Source organism: Pseudozobellia thermophila, assembly GCF_900141855.1.
GTDB lineage: Bacteria > Bacteroidota > Bacteroidia > Flavobacteriales > Flavobacteriaceae > Pseudozobellia > Pseudozobellia thermophila.
Genome location: NZ_FQYU01000001.1, coordinates 39,918 through 58,425 on the forward strand (window position 1 = coordinate 39,918; position 18,508 = coordinate 58,425).

At 47.6% G+C, this 18,508-nt stretch carries 14 protein-coding genes; 5 read left to right on the top strand and 9 right to left on the bottom strand.

Translation table 11 applies throughout. The annotated features are described in order from the left end of the window. Position 1 precedes the first annotated feature (1 nt). The 4 genes from BUB37_RS00170 to BUB37_RS00185 form a co-directional block, all read right to left on the bottom strand. Positions 2 to 2,437 carry an ABC transporter permease gene (locus BUB37_RS00170; RefSeq protein ID WP_072986537.1) on the bottom strand — a complete coding sequence of 812 codons (2,436 nt, stop codon included), beginning with the start codon at positions 2,435 to 2,437 and terminating at the stop codon, positions 2 to 4. Positions 2,438 to 2,541: 104 nt separating this feature from the next. Further along, a complete protein-coding gene (locus BUB37_RS00175) occupies positions 2,542 to 3,237 on the bottom strand; it encodes an ABC transporter ATP-binding protein (protein WP_072986539.1) in 696 nt (231 codons plus the stop codon). Between the two features lie 68 nt (positions 3,238 to 3,305). Continuing rightward, a complete protein-coding gene (locus tag BUB37_RS00180; protein WP_317616536.1) occupies positions 3,306 to 4,502 on the bottom strand; it encodes an efflux RND transporter periplasmic adaptor subunit in 1,197 nt (398 codons plus the stop codon). 73 nt (positions 4,503 to 4,575) lie between these two features. Beyond that, positions 4,576 to 5,895, bottom strand: coding sequence for a TolC family protein (locus tag BUB37_RS00185; protein ID WP_244526683.1), 1,320 nt, complete (start codon positions 5,893 to 5,895; stop codon positions 4,576 to 4,578). A 235-nt stretch (positions 5,896 to 6,130) separates the two neighbouring features. Between BUB37_RS00185 and BUB37_RS00190 the strand changes: the two genes are divergently transcribed. Beyond that, on the top strand, positions 6,131 to 7,498 hold the full coding sequence (locus tag BUB37_RS00190; RefSeq protein ID WP_072986546.1) for a sigma-54-dependent transcriptional regulator: 1,368 nt from the start codon (positions 6,131 to 6,133) through the stop codon (positions 7,496 to 7,498). A gap of 10 nt (positions 7,499 to 7,508) precedes the next feature. After that, positions 7,509 to 8,855 carry a sensor histidine kinase gene (locus BUB37_RS00195; RefSeq protein WP_072986548.1) on the top strand — a complete coding sequence of 449 codons (1,347 nt, stop codon included), beginning with the start codon at positions 7,509 to 7,511 and terminating at the stop codon, positions 8,853 to 8,855. A 9-nt stretch (positions 8,856 to 8,864) separates the two neighbouring features. Here the strand turns inward: BUB37_RS00195 and BUB37_RS00200 are convergent, their stop codons facing one another. From BUB37_RS00200 to BUB37_RS00220, 5 genes are all read right to left on the bottom strand, one after another. Further along, positions 8,865 to 9,200: an MGMT family protein gene (locus BUB37_RS00200; RefSeq protein ID WP_072986550.1), complete on the bottom strand. Its 336-nt coding sequence runs from the start codon at positions 9,198 to 9,200 to the stop codon at positions 8,865 to 8,867. Next, positions 9,201 to 9,827, bottom strand: a complete 627-nt coding sequence (locus BUB37_RS00205) for a LysE family transporter (RefSeq protein ID WP_072986553.1) — start codon at positions 9,825 to 9,827, stop codon at positions 9,201 to 9,203. A 2-nt stretch (positions 9,828 to 9,829) separates the two neighbouring features. Then, the gene (trmB, locus tag BUB37_RS00210) at positions 9,830 to 10,498 is read right to left on the bottom strand and encodes a tRNA (guanosine(46)-N7)-methyltransferase TrmB (protein ID WP_072986555.1); all 669 of its coding nucleotides are present in this window, start codon (positions 10,496 to 10,498) and stop codon (positions 9,830 to 9,832) included. 21 nt (positions 10,499 to 10,519) lie between these two features. Continuing rightward, positions 10,520 to 11,473, bottom strand: a complete 954-nt coding sequence (locus BUB37_RS00215; protein WP_397459873.1) for a sensor histidine kinase — start codon at positions 11,471 to 11,473, stop codon at positions 10,520 to 10,522. 224 nt (positions 11,474 to 11,697) lie between these two features. Further along, positions 11,698 to 12,384: a response regulator transcription factor gene (locus BUB37_RS00220; protein WP_072986559.1), complete on the bottom strand. Its 687-nt coding sequence runs from the start codon at positions 12,382 to 12,384 to the stop codon at positions 11,698 to 11,700. Between the two features lie 224 nt (positions 12,385 to 12,608). Between BUB37_RS00220 and BUB37_RS00225 the strand changes: the two genes are divergently transcribed. The 3 genes from BUB37_RS00225 (at position 12,609) to BUB37_RS00235 (ending at position 18,373) form a co-directional block, all read left to right on the top strand. Next, complete coding sequence (locus BUB37_RS00225) at positions 12,609 to 14,990, top strand: autotransporter outer membrane beta-barrel domain-containing protein (protein ID WP_072986561.1); 2,382 nt, start codon at positions 12,609 to 12,611, stop codon at positions 14,988 to 14,990. A 101-nt stretch (positions 14,991 to 15,091) separates the two neighbouring features. Next, positions 15,092 to 17,914 (top strand): TonB-dependent receptor, encoded by a 2,823-nt coding sequence (locus BUB37_RS00230; protein ID WP_072986563.1) that lies wholly within the window; start codon positions 15,092 to 15,094, stop codon positions 17,912 to 17,914. Positions 17,915 to 18,064: 150 nt separating this feature from the next. After that, positions 18,065 to 18,373: a T9SS type A sorting domain-containing protein gene (locus BUB37_RS00235; protein ID WP_072986566.1), complete on the top strand. Its 309-nt coding sequence runs from the start codon at positions 18,065 to 18,067 to the stop codon at positions 18,371 to 18,373. Positions 18,374 to 18,508: the final 135 nt, after the last annotated feature.

Here is an 18,508-nt window from a genome sequence, read left to right on the forward strand (position 1 = left end):
ATTATTCGGTACGCAAACTTTTGACCGGATTTACCAAGGCCGCTTTTATACTTTGATAGCTGACCGTAATCACCGATATCAAAACCGCTATAAATGACGCCAGGCCAAATACCCACCACGGAATGTCTATGCGATATGAAAAATCTTCGAGCCATCGGTTCATGGCATACCAGCCTATAGGCAGGGCCACTAGAATAGCGAGCACGACCAATTTTAAAAAGTCTACGGTCAAGGCATAGGCGACCTGTCCCACACTGGCCCCCAAAACCTTGCGCACCCCTATTTCCTTGGTGCGCTTTTGGGCATTGAAGGCCGCCAGGCCAAACAGCCCCAAGCAGGCGATCAAAAGGGAGAGCAATGTAAAAATGATAAAGATGTTACCTAGCCTTTGTTCGCTTACATAGATATCGTTAAAGGCGTCTTCCATAAAATAATAATCGAATGGTTCCCCGGGCACTATAGTATTCCAAACCGCTTCAATTTGAGCAATTGCATTGGCAAAGTCACCCGCCTTAATTCTTACGGCCATGGCATAGGCCCCATCCTCCAAGTGCAGGCTTACCGCGTCTATATCCTCTTTTAACGACGCAATATGAAAATCCTTTAAAACCCCAATGACCGTGTAGTAGGTAGGGTTCTCCGAATCAAAATCGGGCGTATAGCGCTTGCCCAAGGCCTCTTGCGGACTCAGGTTCATTATTCGCGTAGCCGTTTCGTTCAAAATGATGGCCGTAGAGTCGTTGCCATAAGACCTATCAAAACCACGCCCCGCCACCAGTTCAAAATCCATGGTGGAAATATAGTCGTAATCGACGCCCCAGGTCTGCATATTCACCGCGGATTCTGCCGAGTTTTTATCCGTATCGGGGCGAAACGTGGTATCGCTACGGGATGAGGGGGTAGGAAAATAGCTGCTCATTGTAGCACTCTCGACAAAACCTAATTGTTCCACCTGTTCCTTAAAGGACGATGCCTTGTCCCCTGCCGTAAAGACATCGTTAACGATCAAGACCTGATCTTTCGAGAACCCTAGGTCTTTGCCTTGTATATACTTTAATTGTTGATACACTACCAAGGTACTGATGATCAGAAAAACCGAAATGGCAAATTGAAACACGACGAGGGAATTCCTAATTTTACCTCCCCCCACACTGCCTCCATTACCACCCTTTAACACCGCCGCGGGTTTAAAACGCGACATAAAAAAAGCAGGGTAACTTCCCGAAAACAACCCCAAGACCATGACGGAAGCGAATAAAATCAACCAAAAAACGGGAGAACCAAAGGGTATCTCGATATCCTTATCGGCAAGGTCATTAAAAAAGGGCAAGGCCACAACGGCCAAAACCATGGCCAAAACCATGGCCAAAAGAGCCACCAATCCCGATTCAACCAAAAACTGCCGTACCAGGTTCCTTTTATTGGAGCCCAAGGTCTTTCTAACCCCAACTTCCTTGGCCCTTTTAAGGGAATGGGCGGTTGAAAGGTTCATGAAGTTGACACTGGCCAAGATCAAGAGAAAAATAGCAATAAACGTAAGGATGTATATGCTTTGTATGTCATTGTTCGCACTCATTTCCCCTACCTTATGGGAATTTAAATGGATATCGGTCAAGGGAATGGTGCTAAAGATCAAATGATTGCCACTGGCCTTGAACTGCGCTTCGGTGATCCCGGGCATAAATTGTTGGACACCGGGAATAACATATTTACCCAAAAGGCCGCGCAACTGTTCTTGAATTTGGTCTGCATTGACCGTAGGAAGTAATTTGATGAAGGTCTGGTAATTATTGCTGCCCCAATTGCCCACTACGGCATCTTCGTATCCGGCCATGGCCTCAAAAACGGTATACCCTCTCAGAAAGGAATTTTGTGGAAAATCTTCGATAACCCCGACAATGGTAAAGTTTTCCTCATTGTTAAGCACCATATTTTGCCCCACCGCATTGTCAATGGGAAAATGCTTTTCGGCGGCCGTTCTGGTCAAGACCAAGGTATTCGGGTCTTTCAGGGCCGTAGTGGCATCACCTGCCAATAAGGACACACCGAACATTTCGAAGAAAGAGGGGTCGACATAGGTAGTATGTTCTTCCTTTACATTTGCCAGATCATCGGCCTTGCGCACAAGTGCGCTACCACGTGTTCTAAAGCGGGTTACCAACTCAATTTCTGAAAAGTCGGATTTGAGTACTTCGGCCATAGGGGCCGGCGTAACGGCAAATTCACGTTCATCCCCGCCAAATTTGATATTGTTGTTTACGCGATGGATCCGTTCCGCATCGGGAAACATTTTATCATAGCTCAATTCATCGTAGATATACAGGGAAATAAGCAACCCCCCGGCCATTCCCACGGCAAGGCCAAAAGTGTTTAAAAACGTAAAGAAAGGCTGCTTTTTTAGGCTTCGCCAAGCGATTTTGATATAGTTTCTGAACATGGTCTTCGTTTTTTGATTGATTCCCTAAAACAATTTATCCGTGATTAAGGGATAAGCTGGGTTGGTTTTGGTTGGTTATTTGTTGATCGATGAATAAACTCCCCCTACATCATGGCCCCTATGGCCCTGTTCTGACTTTCGGTAACGATTTGGCCATCGAATAGGTTTACTACCCTATGGGCATAGTGCGAATCCCTATCGGAGTGCGTTACCATAACAATGGTAGTGCCTTCTTGGTTCAGTTCCGTTAACAGGTTCATTACCTCGATTCCGTTCTTGGAATCCAGGTTACCCGTAGGCTCATCGGCCAATATGAGTTTTGGGTTTGTAACCACTGCCCTTGAGATGGCCACACGTTGCTGTTGCCCACCCGACAACTGCTGTGGAAAGTGCTTCTCCCTATGGGCGATCTTCATTCGCTCCAACACCCTCATTACCTTTTCCTTTCGCTCTGCTTTACCCATTTTCAAATAGATAAGCGGCAGCTCCACATTTTCGTAGACCGTTAGCTCGTCGATCAGGTTAAAGCTTTGAAAGACAAATCCCAGGTTCCCCTTTCTCAACTGCGTACGTTGACTCTCTTTTAGCCCCCCGACCTCATGCCCGGCAAAGTTGTAACTGCCTTCGGTGGGATTGTCCAGCATGCCTATAATATTCAGCAAGGTAGATTTTCCACAACCGGACGGCCCCATGATGGCCACAAATTCACCATCTTCCACTTTGAGGTTCACATTGTTCAAGGCCAAGGTCTCCACCTCTTCCGTTCGAAAGCTCTTTTTTAAATTTTGGATCGTTATCATCTTGTTCTGTTTGATTTTAATGGGTTGATATAATGACACCTAAATAAGCCAGATGTGACGCTTTTCTTTTATTTCAATACAATTCTTTCCGCTTCGCCAAAGCTATCGTAATTGCTCGTAATCACTTTTTCACCGGCATCGAGGCCTTCAAGTATTTCGTAGTACCTGGAGTTCTGTTTGCCGATTCGGATCGGTCTTTTTAAGGCCTCTCCACCATCGGGACCTACCACAAAGATCCATTGGCCGCCCGTGCTCTGAAAAAAGCTTCCTTTCGGTACCAACAAGGCCTGGTTGGATTCGCCCAACTGCAGTTTTATATTGTAGCTCTGCCCGGCGCGTATGGTTTCGGGCTTGTTTTCGGTAAAGACAAGATCTACGCGAAACCTTCCGCTACGTACTTCGGGGTATACCTTTCTGACCCTCAAGGCGTATTCCTTTCCATTACGTTCCAAAACGGCACTTAAGTCGCGCTTTACCCGGTCTATATAATGTTCGTCTATATCGGCCTCAATTTTGTAATCGGTCAGCACGTTGATCTGCCCTATGCGTTGGCCTTGTGATATATTCTGGCCTATTTCGGCATCGAGATACCCCAATTGCCCATCGGCAGGCGCCCGCACATTTAAATGATCCAGACGCTGGTACACCATGCCCAGTGTTTTCTGCATACGGGCCAAATCGGCATCGAGACCTTTTAAGGATGTTTCGCGAAGCTCATCATCGTTTTCTGTCTGCTTCTTTATTATTTCATACTGCTTTTTCGAAAGCTCGTAATCTTCCTTTGATTTTAAATAGACTTCCCTCGATATGAGCTCATCATCATAAAGCGCCTGGTTTTGTTCAAAATTCCTTTTTAATCGCTGAAGATCCGTACTGGCGGTGGCCAAGGACCGACGCCCTTCCACTTGGCGTGAATCGAAGGTCAATTTTGTAGACCGTAGATCGTTCTGCTTCAAAGCCAAGTTACTTTCACTGGCCAAAATTTGCTCATAAAGGTTCATGTTCTCCAATTTTAGGATAATGTCACCTTTCTTTACCATAGCCCCCTCTTCTATCAACTTCTCGGTAACACGCCCCCCCTCGTAAGCATCCATATAAATGGTGGTAATAGGTGCCACATTGCCGTTGATGGTAATGTAATCGTCAAATTTGCCGTGGGTCACCTCGGCGATCGAAAGTTTGTCCTTCTCCGTTCTAAAGGTAGACACCGAATTGGCGAACAACAGCTGATAGCCTACAAAGAGCAATAACAAGCCTATTGCCATATACCCATAATGTTTGGGGCGTAACCCTTTTTTCTTTTCTAATTGTATATCCATCGTACCTATTGATCTAAATCTAATTTATATTAAACACCGGCAGCCCCCTGTAAAAGTCCAGGGTGCTTTTATTTATTTCCACCTTAAGCCGTACCTGTAAATTCTCGTTCTGGGCACTGGCGAACAAATTTTTCGCCGTAAAGAGCTCCAAGGCACTGACCAGTCCTTTCTCGTATCGTTTCTGCGCAATGGTAAAGGCCAAGTTTTGAGCCTCTACCTTTTTATCGCTCTGCGCCAATTCTACCAATAGCGAATTGTAATCCTGCACCAATTGCCGAATGGTCTGAAAAAGCACCTGCTCTTGGGTCTTTAAATTATTCTCTGCCCTAAGCTTTTCTATCTTGGCCTGCTTTACCCTTGACCATGCCGACCCACCGTTGCTTATGGGAACACTCAGGCTAACACCTATATACTGCGAGGTATTGTCCCTAAACTGCTCCCTAAAGGGCAATGTTTTCCCCAGGGAGTCGCGTGTGGTCTCGAAGTATCCGGTACCCACACCGGCAAAAAGGGATAGGGAGGGGTATAGCCTACCACGTGATACGGCCAACTGTTTTTTGGCCGCTTTGGCCCTAAGTTCCTGTGCCTTTATCAACGGAAGAAAATCCCTGGCCTCGTTATACACCAAATCCGACTTTATTTCCTCCTTATCAAAATCCAAGGTAACACTATCCAACGGTTCTTGGATATCGATGTCGGAGGTATTCTCCAGGTTCATTTCTTGGATCAAGGTCAATTTGGCGGTCGCCAACTGATTTTTGCTCTGGGTAAGGTTCAGCTCGTCGGTCAACAATAAAGATTCCGCCTCATATAGATCCGCCCCTGCCTTTAGCCCCAATTCGATCTGTTTTTTGACCAACTCATAATTGGCTTTGGAAACGGCCAACTGCTCTTGCGATATGGCCACCAACCCCTCGAAAAACTGAATGTCATAAAAGGCCTGCATTACCCTAAAGGCCAAAAGAAATTTCTGTTGCAGTACCTCTTCTTGCGTGGCCTTGTACAAAAACTTAGAAGCCTTGATCGCATTTATTTTTTGAAAGCCCTGAAACAGGTCTATCGAAGATTCCAAGGAATAGTTATTGGTAAAGAAATCGGTGGTTACGATATCGTTGGTAAAAGGATCCGTACTACGCCCAAAATTGATGTAATAGTTGGAGGACCCATTGACCGTCGGCAACAGGTTACGAATAGATTGGGCGTAGGTTTCCTTTTGCGATAGGTTGGTATACTCATAATCGTTGAGCTGTAAATTGTTTTCCAGCGCATAGGCAACACATTCATCCAATGTCCAGACTTCTTGTCCGGCCAATTTGGCGGATAGGAGCAACAAAATCATTATTAAAAGCTTGATCAGGTAATTCATATCATTTCAGATGTGCCAAACTTACAACGATTCCCGTGCCAACAACACAAAATATTGTATATCAATGTATTACAAATAAAAAATAAAAATCACCCCCATTCAACTGTAAAAAATATGTACAACAATTGTCCAATTTTTAGACAGTAAGGCAAAAACCTCAAAAGCATGTTGTAGTTTTAGGTGCAACCGTAAAGCTTCCGGCAATCAAATGATAGATGCGAAGATTTTGATCATTGACGACAACAAGAGCGTTCTCAGTGCCCTGGAAATTCTATTGCAATTTGAATTCAGGGATATTCGGACCATTTCGAACCCGAACCAGATTACCTCCTATCCGAATTTAAAGGAGGTTGACATCGTGCTGCTCGACATGAATTTCTCAGCCGGGGTAAATACGGGGAACGAAGGTTTGTTCTGGCTGCGCGAGCTACGGAAAAAGGCGCCCCAGACCTCCGTTATAATGATGACGGCCTATGGCGCCGTCGACCTGGCGGTAAAAGCCCTGAAGGAGGGGGCATCCGATTTTATTCTAAAACCTTGGAACAACGACAAACTGTTGGCCACGGTCAAATCGGCCTATGAGCTTAGAAAATCGAAGAAACAGGTCACTGAACTCAAGCGTAAGGAAAGCCACCTGAAACAGGTCATCAACCAGAACAAGAATTACATTATTGGCAATTCAAAGGCCCTAAACTCGGTTTTAAAACTGGTATCAAAAGTGGCGAAGACCGATGTAAACGTATTGATTACGGGCGAAAACGGTACGGGCAAGGAGCTCATAGCCCGCGAACTCCATAAACTGTCGAGTAGGTGCAACGAGGTTTTTATATCGGTAGACATGGGGTCGATTTCCGAAAACCTGTTCGAAAGTGAGCTTTTCGGGCATGTAAAGGGTTCTTTTACGGATGCCAAGGAAGACCGCGCCGGAAAATTCGAGGCCGCCAATGGCGGTACCCTGTTCTTGGATGAGATTGGCAACCTATCGCTGCAGGCCCAGGCCAAACTGCTGTCGGCCATCCAGAACCGAACAATCGTCAGGGTAGGTTCCAACCGGCCCGTTCCGGTCGATATCCGCTTGATCTGTGCAACGAACGAAGATTTGGATAAAATGGTAGTGGAGGGGCTTTTTAGGGAAGACCTGCTGTACCGGATCAATACCATACGCATCGAAGTACCGGCCCTCAGGGAACGCGATCAGGATATTTTGGTCCTGGCCGATTTTTACCTACGGAAATTCGCCTCCAAATACGGAAAAAACGGACTCCGGATCAACCAGGCCGCCCAAGAAAAATTGATGGCCTACAAATGGCCCGGAAACATCAGGGAACTGCTGCACACCATTGAGAGGGCCGTTATCCTTTCCGAGGGAAATGTCCTCAAGCCCGATGATTTTTTGCTGAGCAACAAAACTGCGATGGCCACCCACGTGAACGGTCCGGCAACCTTGGAAGAAATGGAACAGGTAATGATCGAAAGGGCCCTCGAGCAAAACGGGGGCAACTATAGCGCGGCCGCCGAACAGTTGGGCATTTCAAGGCAAACGCTCTATAACAAACTCAAGAAAATAGGAAAATAAGCCCCTAAAAATGGTAAGCAGGCACATTCACTTACAGCTTATTTTACGTACGGTACTCCTTACCCTTACGTCGTTGGGTTTGGGTTTCCTCTTTTTCGACGGCAGGTACGTTTTATGTGCATTGGCCCTAGTACTTCTCATTGTGCAGACCTATTTCTTGATCTACTACGTCAACCAGACCAATAGAAAAATAGCGTATTTCTTCGATGCCATAAAAAATGAGGATTTTACGTTGCGCTTCCCGGAAAAACTAAGTGTACGCTCGCTCAAGGAGCTGAACCACAGCCTGAACACGCTCAACTCGATGATCCAGGACATCCATCTAAAAAAGCAGGCCCAGGAACAGTTTTACCAAGAAATCCTGAAACATGCCGATATCGGCATTATGACCATCAACCCCAAGGGCCATATCCTCTACGCCAATCCCAGCATAGAAAAACTCCTCAACTACCATCCGTTGAACCATGTGAAGCAGTTAAAACAGATCGACATCGACCTCTACGAAAAGTTTGCCGACCTTCAACCTTTCGGCAGCAGCACCCACCAGCTGACCAATGAGCGCGAAAAGACGGATCTTGCCCTCAAGACCACGGCCATCAACGTAGACGACCAAGCTTTGTTGCTCGTATTGGTACAGGACATACGCAAGGAACTGGACGAGAAGGAAACCGACTCTTGGGTCAAGCTCATACGCGTACTCACCCACGAGATCATGAACACCATAACCCCGATAACCTCCATTTCGGAATCGATACTCAAATATTATAAAAAAGGGCAGGCCGAAGCCCTTAGTGAAGAATTGCCCGAGCAACATTTGCAAAGTACCGTAAAAGGTCTCGAGGTCATCCGTGAACAGGGCAACGACCTAATGAACTTTGTACAGTCGTACCGCAAGTTTTTAAGTGTCCCTGACCCTGACAGGGAGCTCATACCGGCCATACGGCTGCTGGACAAGGTAAAGATGTTACTGGGCGAAAAATCGGGCATCAGCAAAGCCGAGATCGAACTATCGGTCGTTCCCAAGGACCTGGAACTGTACATCGATGTCAAACAAATTACCCAGGTCTTGGTGAATTTGGGCAAGAACGCACAGCAGTCGTTGGGCGACCAAGAAAACGGCAAAATCGAGCTATGGGCCGGTATCGACAAAAAAAACAAGAAATTCATACAGGTTCGGGACAACGGACCGGGAATTTCCCCTGACATGATCGACGAGATCTTTGTGCCCTTTTTTACCACAAAGCGAACCGGCACGGGAATCGGCCTAAGCCTATCGAAACAGATTATGCGACTGCACCGTGGGAACATTCAGGTGAACTCGAACGAAGAAACGGTCTTTACCCTGACCTTTGATTAAACACCGCGACTAACCCAATTCCTTAAAGGGGTCCCAGAAATGCCTTTCAAAATCGATTACCCTATTATCGACCACTTTAACACCCTCGTTTTCCAAGAGCTGCTGCATTAAATTGCTTCCTTCGAAATGATGCTTGCCCGTCAACAGGCCTATTTTGTTCACCACCCTGTGCGCCGGAACCCCCTCTACCGCACCAGCACCGTTCATGGCCCAGCCCACCATCCTGGCACTTCGGGCCGCACCCAGGTACTTGGCTATGGCACCGTAAGAGGTAACGCGGCCTTCTGGAATCTGTCTGGCGACCTCGTATACCTTTTGAAAAAAATTTTTGTTTTCGGCTTTCATTCAATAGAATATTCTCGATAGGGTGATTACCAAAAGTATGAGCATCAACACACACAGGATGTAATTGCTGTTCTTGGAGAAGCGATCGGTCTTACGCTCCAATTTGTTGAAATACACGGTGTACATATAGAGTACGGTAAAGGTTCCACCACCGGCGGCCAAAATAAAGGTCAGAATATCCCAAACCTCGAATTTGATCCACCCCGAGGCGTTCCACATGATATTGAGTCCGCTGTAATAAGGAATGGTCAACAGGTTGAGCGCGGCCAGCAACATCCCCTTAAAATAGCTGTTTTTCTTGCTTACCTCGACCAGTTCCGGGTCTTTTCTCTTGTTTTTTTTGGCCGCGACGAAAAAATAGACGGCAAAAAAGGCGAACACCCCCACGGCAATCTTAAGCAGCACATCCACTACCTCGGGGTTCTTGTGCAGGAACTTGGAAATATACACCGCTATCGTAGCCTGCAGCACCACAACCGTAGAAACGCCCAAGCTAAAGATGATACCGTTCGCCTTGCCTTTTTCTACACTGGTCTTGGCCGCGTTCATGTTCAACAGGCCCGGTGGTACCGTTGCCATGAAGGCAGCGGAAAAGGTCGCAAAAAACAAGATCGACAAGTGCAACATGTTCAGTTTACCTTGAATTGGATATACGTGATCGGTTTTCCGATTTCAAGGTACTGTTTTTCGTAGAAAGTTTGAAGCTCCAACACCTCTTTTGGACTTCCCTCGTTCTTGTACACATTGTGGTTGGCATAGATTACCTCGTGCCCGAGGCCGTGCAAGAGGCCCAGGGTATACCCGTGCATGAATTCGCTATCGGTCTTCAGGTGCACGATTCCGTCCGGTTTTAGAATACGTCGGTATCTTTTTAAGAAGGCCGCATTGGTCATTCTGTGTTTCGTACGCTTGTACTTTATTTGGGGGTCGGGAAAGGTGATCCAGATTTCTGAAACTTCGTTTTCGCCGAAAATTTCGTCCACCAGTTCTATTTGGGTGCGCAAAAAGGCCACGTTACCCAGGTTTTCTTCCAAGGCGGTCTTGGCGCCACGCCATAATCGCGCCCCCTTGATATCGATACCTATAAAATTCTTTTGGGCATCGCGCCGGGCCAGACCTACCGTATACTCGCCCTTTCCGCAACCCAGTTCCAACACGATCGGATGGTCGTTGCCAAAATGGCCCGCCCAATTTCCGCGAAGCGGGAAGCCGTTCTTTACTTCTTCCCTACGCGGTTGAATTACATTTGCAAAAGTCTCGTTTTCCTTAAACCGTTTAAGCTTGTTCTTGCTTCCCACTCAATATTCCTTTTCTTTGATTCAGTCCTCTGTTTTTTCGTGTGCCTCCCCATCGTCGGGCCCCGCCTTTTCCAAGGTAAACGAAAATTCGGAACCGACGCCTATTTCGCTTTCCACATAAATCTTCTCGTTATGCGCCTCGATAATATGTTTGACAATGGATAGCCCCAGGCCGGAGCCCCCCTCGCTTCGGCTACCGCTCTTATCGACCCGGTAAAACCGTTCGAAGAGCCTGGGAATATGCTGCTCGGGAATACCCTCCCCGTTGTCGGTGATCCTGACGATTACCTTGTTCTTTATAAGGTTCTCCACGCTGACCTCGGTCGTACCCTCGGGATGTCCGTATTTGATGGAGTTGACCAAAAGGTTGGTCACTACCTGTTGGATCTTCTCCTTGTCCCCGAACACGTAGATGGGCTCGTTATACTCCATATCGAAGGTAAGGACGATGTTCTTTTTTTCGGTCTTCATCTCAAGAAGATCAAAGACACTCTGGATAAGCTCGATGATGTCGAATTTTTCCCTTTTAAGGTTGAGGTCGCCCACCTCGAGCTTGGTTATAAGGTCGAGGTCCTTTACGATATAAATAAGCCGCTCCACCCCTTTGTTGGCCCTTTGCAGGTATTTCTTTCGGACGTTTTTGTCGTTAATGGCCCCGTCCAACAGGGTTTCTATATAGCCTTGTACCGTAAACAGGGGGGTTTTTAGCTCATGGGAAACATTGCCTAAAAACTCTTTTCGGTATTCCTCCCTGATTTTCAGGGTGTCGATCTCGACTTTTTTGTCCTTGGCGAATTTTTCGATCTCCTCGGTCAAGGTTTTCATATCGGTGGTAATGGGGCCGGAAACCAAGGAAGACCCCTCCAACAAGGTCACATCGTCGTAAATCTGCTTGATACGGCGATAAATGAAGCGTTCGATCCTAATTTGAAGTACACTGAAGGCCACCGCAAAAAGCAAGAGCACGGAGACCATCACCAAAAGGGGGTCAAAGACACCCCAAAGGAACAACAAGCCCGATAATACCACCGCGAAAACACAGGAAACAAACAATGATGATCGCAGTGCAAATCGGTACGACCGTTTTAGCTGTGTGGCCATTTTTTACTTTAGTTTGGTAGCAGATGGACCACGTTACATGTTTATGGATCCGCGAACAAAATTAACGTAAATAAGTTGAAACCAAGGAAAGTTATCGATCAGAGCACAAATTTATACCCGACACCCTTAACGGTCTTAAAGTGGTTTTCCCCGATTTTTTCGCGAAGTTTCCTAATATGGACATCAATGGTACGGCCACCTACGACCACTTCGTTGCCCCAAACCCGATCCAAGATCACCTCTCTTTTGAACACCTTGCTCGGTTTGGAAGTCAACAAGGCCAGAAGTTCGAACTCCTTACGGGGCAGAACAAGTTCCTTGCCGTCGTTCACAATCTTGTACTCTTCGCGATTGATAACGATATTGCCGACCTTGACGATATCTTCCTGGGGGGCGTGGTCTTCCTTAAGCCTTCTCAACAGGGCCTTGACCTTACTCACCAATACCTTTGGCCGGATGGGTTTTGTAATATAGTCGTCCGCACCGGCATCGAAGCCGGCCACCTGCGAATAATCTTCGCCCCGGGCGGTAAGAAACGTGATGATGGTGTTTTCGAGACCAGGGGTACTTCGAATGACCTCACAGGCTTCGATACCGTCCATCTCGGGCATCATCACATCAAGAATTATGAGATGCGGCTGCTTCTTTTTGGCAAGGGCCACCCCTTCAACACCATTCTTGGCGGTGAATATCTGATATCCTTCAGAGGAAAGGTTATAGCCTATAATCTCCAGAATATCAGGCTCATCGTCTACCAACAAAATCTTGATGTCTTTCTTTTTCATCTTGTATTACTCATAAGTTAACCGCACCAAGATAAAGATAATACATATACCCCAAACCGTCTTAACGTTGATTTAATGTAGTAACATTAAACTAACCTTATTGCAAAACAGATTTAATGTGCACGTAACCCGACTTTTACAGCCCCTCTCGTTATTTGCGGTATTCAATTAATCAGGTATTTCTCAAATGCCAACATTCAATTAATGAAATTAATAGCAACGAAATGAAAAAATCTCTTTTCTCTTTAATGGCCATTGCCTCATTAGTCATTATTGCCTCATGTAGCAGTGACGACGGTGGATCAACCCCAACCCCCGACCCGGATCCAGATCCCGCAGGTGAGGAAATTACCAAAACGGGTATTATTACGGAGGACGAAACCTGGGAAGCCGAAAACATATATATTCTGGATGGCCGGGTAGTAGTGGACGAGGGTGTTACCTTGACCATCGAGGCCGGTACCATCATCAAGGGCGAGGAAGGTCAGGAGACCCTGGCCTCTGCACTTATCATAGACCAAGGCGGAAAAATCATGGCAGAGGGTACGCCCAACAAGCCCATCATATTTACTTCTGTCCTCGACGGTATCGAACAGGGGCAGACAACCGGTACCTTGAATGACTCCGATACAGGTCTTTGGGGCGGACTCATCGTTTTGGGCAAGGCGCCCATCTCGGTAAACGGAGACCTTGAAACGGCCCAAATCGAAGGCTTGCCGGCCGATGAGTCTTACGGACAATACGGCGGTAACGAGCCTGAGGACAACTCGGGTGTCATCAAATACGTTTCCATCCGCCACGGTGGTATCACTATTGGACAAGACAACGAAATCAACGGTCTGACCCTGGGTGGTGTAGGATCGGGTACGGTCATCGAGAACGTTGAGGTCGTAGCCAACCAGGATGACGGTATCGAATGGTTCGGCGGAACCGTTAATGTGACCAATGCTTTGGTATGGTCACAGGGAGACGATGGTTTCGATGCCGACCAAGCTTGGAGCGGTACCCTATCGAACGGTGTGGTCGTTATGGGAGGCGAATCGGGTACAGGTCTTGAACTTGACGGTCCCGAAGGAAGCGCCGCTACCGAAGGTGGCTTCACCATGGAGAACATTACCCTGATCGGTGCGGGAACATCGAGCATGTACGCCGAGTTAAGGGACGGCCTTATCGCCAATCTTAACAATGTTTTCGCTTACGGATTCTCGGCAGAGTCTACCGTTAGCATCAGTGGTGCCGACTCGGCAGCGGAACTTGCCGCCGATCGTATCTCCTTCTCGAACTGGGAAGTGGTATTGCCCGAAGGCTTGGTAATGGCCGACATTTTTGCTGGCGATTACACTGCCGGTGACGAAAGTAAATTCTTGGAAAATGCCACGGCGGTCGGATCGCCAAGTGAAGGTGTAGGTGCCAACATAGACGTTTTCTCATGGACCTTGGGCGCCAGTCAAGGAGCAATTCCTGCCGCTCCCTTGGGAACTACCATAACAAAGACCGGCATTCTTACCGAAGACGAAACCTGGACCGCGGAGAACATCTATGTTTTGGATGGCCGGGTAGTAGTTGACAACGGTGTTACCTTGACCATCGAGGCCGGTACCATCATCAAGGGCGAGGAAGGTCAAGAGACCCTTGCCTCAGCACTTATCGTCGACCAAGGCGGGAAAATTATGGCAGAGGGAACTGCAGACAGCCCCATCATCTTCACTTCCGTACTCGACGGTATCGAACAGGGGCAGACAACCGGTACCTTGAGCGACTCCGATACAGGACTTTGGGGCGGACTCATCGTTTTGGGCAAGGCGCCCATCTCGGTAAACGGAGACCTTGAAACGGCCCAGATCGAAGGCTTGCCGGCCGATGAGTCTTACGGACAATACGGCGGTAACGAGCCTGAGGACAACTCGGGTATCCTCAAATACATCTCCATCCGCCACGGTGGTATCACTATTGGACAAGACAACGAAATCAACGGCCTGACCCTTGGTGGCGTAGGATCGGGTACGGTCATCGAGAACATTGAGGTTGTAGCCAACCAGGATGACGGTATCGAATGGTTCGGCGGAACCGTTAATGTGACCAATGCCATTATCTGGGCACAGGGCGACGACGGTTTCGATGCCGACCAAGCCTGGAGCGGGACCCTGTCGAACGGTGTAATTATCATGGGAGGCGAATCGGGAACAGGTCTTGAACTTGACGGCCCCGAAGGAAGTGCCGCTACCGAAGGTGGTTTCACCATGGAGAACATTACCCTGATCGGTGCGGGAACATCGAGCATGTACGCCGAGTTAAGGGATGGCCTTATTGCCGACCTCAACAATGTTTTGGCCTACGGATTCGCGGCAGAGTCTACCGTTAGCATCAGTGGTGCCGACTCGGCAGCGGAACTTTCCGCCGATCGTATCAGCTTCTCGAACTGGGAAATCGTAGTTCCTGAAGGCACTACACTGGATGCCATTTTCGCTGGCGATTACACTGCCGGTGACGAAAGCAAGTTTACCGACAACGCCAGCTCCATCACAAGTGCCGCTGAGGCCAGTGAAGGAGTAGGTGCCGACCTATCGGTATTTTCATGGGCCTTGGCCTCAAGCGAACTGGAATAGGCAGCAGTAATATTACTAAAAGATAATAGTGTCCAAAGGCTTAAAATTAAGCCTTTGGACTATTTTATTAAATAATTGAGCGCTATTTAAACTAACAGAAAATGCTAAAGAAAATTCTCTTGGCAACCACCCTTGTCCTCGGACAGTGGTGCCTTGCCCAAACCGGGACCATAACCGGAAAAATGATGGACGGTGAGTTTAACGATGTACTGCCATTTGCCAATGTATTGATCAAAGGGACCACAATCGGGGCCTCTTCCGACTTTGACGGGGCCTATTCGCTAGAAGTGGAACCTGGCACATATACCGTATCATTTTCCTATCTTGGGTATACATCCAAAGAAGTAACAGGGGTGGAAGTCAAGGCCAATGAAACGGTAGAGGTGAACATTACCCTGGAGCCGGCATCTTCCCAATTGGATGAAGTAGTCGTAACGACCACCGTTAGAAAGAATACGGAAGCCTCGGTCTTGAACCTTCAAAAAAATTCGGTGACCCTAATGGACGGCTTGTCCTTGGAGGCCATAAAAACCACGGGGGCCAGCAATATCGCCTCGGCCGTAAAAAGAGTGCCCGGAGTATCGGTGCAAGAAGGGAAATACGTATACGTTAGGGGATTGGGCGACCGCTATACCAAATCCATTTTGAACGGAATGGACATCCCAGGCCTCGATCCGGACAAGAACACGGTTCAAATGGACATTTTCCCAACGAACATCCTAGAGAATGTAATCGTTCTTAAATCGGCCGCGGCCGAAATGCCGGCCGACTTCACCGGGGGTGTGGTCAATATCGTCACCAAAGATTTCCCCACCCAAAAACAAATGTCATTTTCGGCATCTATCGGATACAACCCCGGCATGCACTTTCAAGACAATTATGTAAGCTATGAAGGCGGGGGAACCGATTTCCTCGGATTCGACGACGGAACTAGGGATTTGCCCATTTCGAAGAGCACCGACATTCCCAGCCCGTCAAACTCAGCCGAGAACGGCACTTTGGAAGGTATTACACGTGCATTCGATAAAACACTCGCCACCGAAAGGCAAAATTCAAAACCCGATTTCAGCCTTGGTTTTAGCTACGGCAACCAGTTCGATGTCGGTGAGGACAACAAATTGGGCTTTATCGCCTCGTTGGACTATAAGAACACCACTACCTTTTACGAGGGTTTTGAAAACGGCATCTATCAAAAAAGTCCCGACAGCGACGTCAACGAACTGCGTTTCGACCGGATACAACAAGGCGACCTGGGCTCCAACAACGTATTGGCATCGGCACTGGCCGGACTGTCCTATAAAACAGGAAAATCAAAATATCGATTGAACCTTCTTCACATTCAAAATGGGGAGACCAAGGCGGCATTATACAACCAAGAAACGCAGCTTTCCAATAATATCGATGTAGTCAAGGACAACCTGGAATACTACCAGCGTTCGGTGACCAACGTATTGCTCTCGGGGAAACACACCTCGGAAGATGCGTCGTTCACTACCGAATGGAGCCTGTCGCCCACCTTGGCCAAGGTTGAGGACAAAGACGTAAGGCTAACCACCTTCATTATCGACCCCGATGGCTTCTCCATCAGCTCCGATGCCGGTTTCCCGCAACGTCTGTGGAGGGATCTTGAGGAGGTCAATGCGGTAGGAAAGGTCGATTTTTCGAAGAGCTATGAACTGTTCGGCAACAAGTCCCTGCTAAAATTCGGCGGATTATATAGCTATAAACAGCGGGAATACGAAATACAAAACTACAACATCGCTTTCCGTAACTTTACCACGGCCGACCTTAACGGCGACCCCGACGCAATTTTGGCGGACGAGAACATCTGGACCTTGGACAACAATTCGGGCTCCTACATCAGGGGTAATTTTCAACCTGCCAACAGTTACGACTCCGAACAGAACACGATCGCGGCCTACCTTTCGAACGAGTTTAAATTTTCCGAAAAGTTCCGCGCTATCCTAGGTGTGAGGGCCGAACAGTTTACCACGTATTTTACGGGACAGAACAATACGGGAACCGAAGTATTCGACAACGAAAAGACCATAGACGAGCTCGATTTCTTTCCTTCCGCAAATTTGATCTACGGATTCAAGGAAAATATGAACTTTAGGGTGTCGTATTCAAAGACTACGGCAAGACCGAGTTTTAAGGAACTTTCGGTAGTACAGATCACCGACCTGCTGACCGGTAGGATCTTTATCGGTAACCCCGATTTGGTGCCCACCTATATCGACAATTTCGACTTTAGGTTCGAAATTTTCGGCAATCAGGCCCAAATGGTGGCCCTAAGCAGTTTTTACAAAAAATTCACCGACCCCATCGAGATCGTCGCCTACAGCAACGTCGCCCCCAACCAGATTACGCCGCGTAACGCCCCTTCGGCCGATGTTTTCGGGGTAGAGTTGGAGGCCCGCAAAAACTTCGGTTTCGTTTCAGAGGGCCTCAGCGACCTCAGCCTCAACCTCAACGTTTCCATTATCGATTCCAAAATCGAAATGGCCAAAGGCGAAGACCAGGAATACGAGACGAGACAGATCTTTGCCCGCGACGGTGAGACCATTGACGATACACGGCAATTGCAAGGCCAGTCGCCCTACCTTATAAATGTAGGCCTAAACTACGACAATCGGGAAAGCGGCTTTGAGACCGGCCTATTCTACAACGTACAGGGAAAGACCTTGGAAATTATCGGTTTCGGGCAGAATGCCGATGTGTTCATCCAACCCTTCAATAGCCTGAACTTCAACATCTCCAAAACGTTCGGCGAGGAACAGCGCTCTAAGGTGAGCTTTAAGGCCAACAACATACTAAACGATGACCGTGAGAGTTTGTACGAGTCTTTTGGGGGAATTACGAACCGGTCTTCTTTCAGGGAGCCCGGAATGTCGTTTTCCTTGGGTTATAGCCTCTCCTTTTAAGTTTATTGTTCAAATACAGATATTCAAAAACCCCGCAAATGCGGGGTTTTTTACCTCTTGCCCGAAAAATCGTACCATTCACACAGATCCGTCAACGTACGAGTCAAAGATTTATTATATTTGTGGTATATTTTTTGCATAACCTACTGTATGAAGCACTTTTACCTTGTAGTAACTTTATTTTTTATTTCTTTCAGCTACGGTCAAAGTAGTCGCAGTGTTGGTGATATAGAGGGGTTCAAACTGTACCCCAATCCGGTTACCAACGGTAAGGTATACATCAGTACTTCCAAAAATGCCCCGAAACAGGTGGCCATTTACGATGTTCTGGGCACGAAGGTCCTGGAGACGAAGCTCAACGGCAAAGAGTTGTTTTTGGGCGATTTGGACGCCGGCGTATATGTCTTGCGGGTTTACGAACTGAACCGCATTGCTACGCGCAAGTTGATCGTAAAATAATCCGCTCCCACAAAATGTAGGTTGGCAGAACCGCGTTTCATGAATTCGACCATCTGCAACTAAATTCCGATTAAAGACCGTCGTTTTGTCAATCACCTACAATTTGTAAGGTTTCACAACATTTTTCTACCCGAA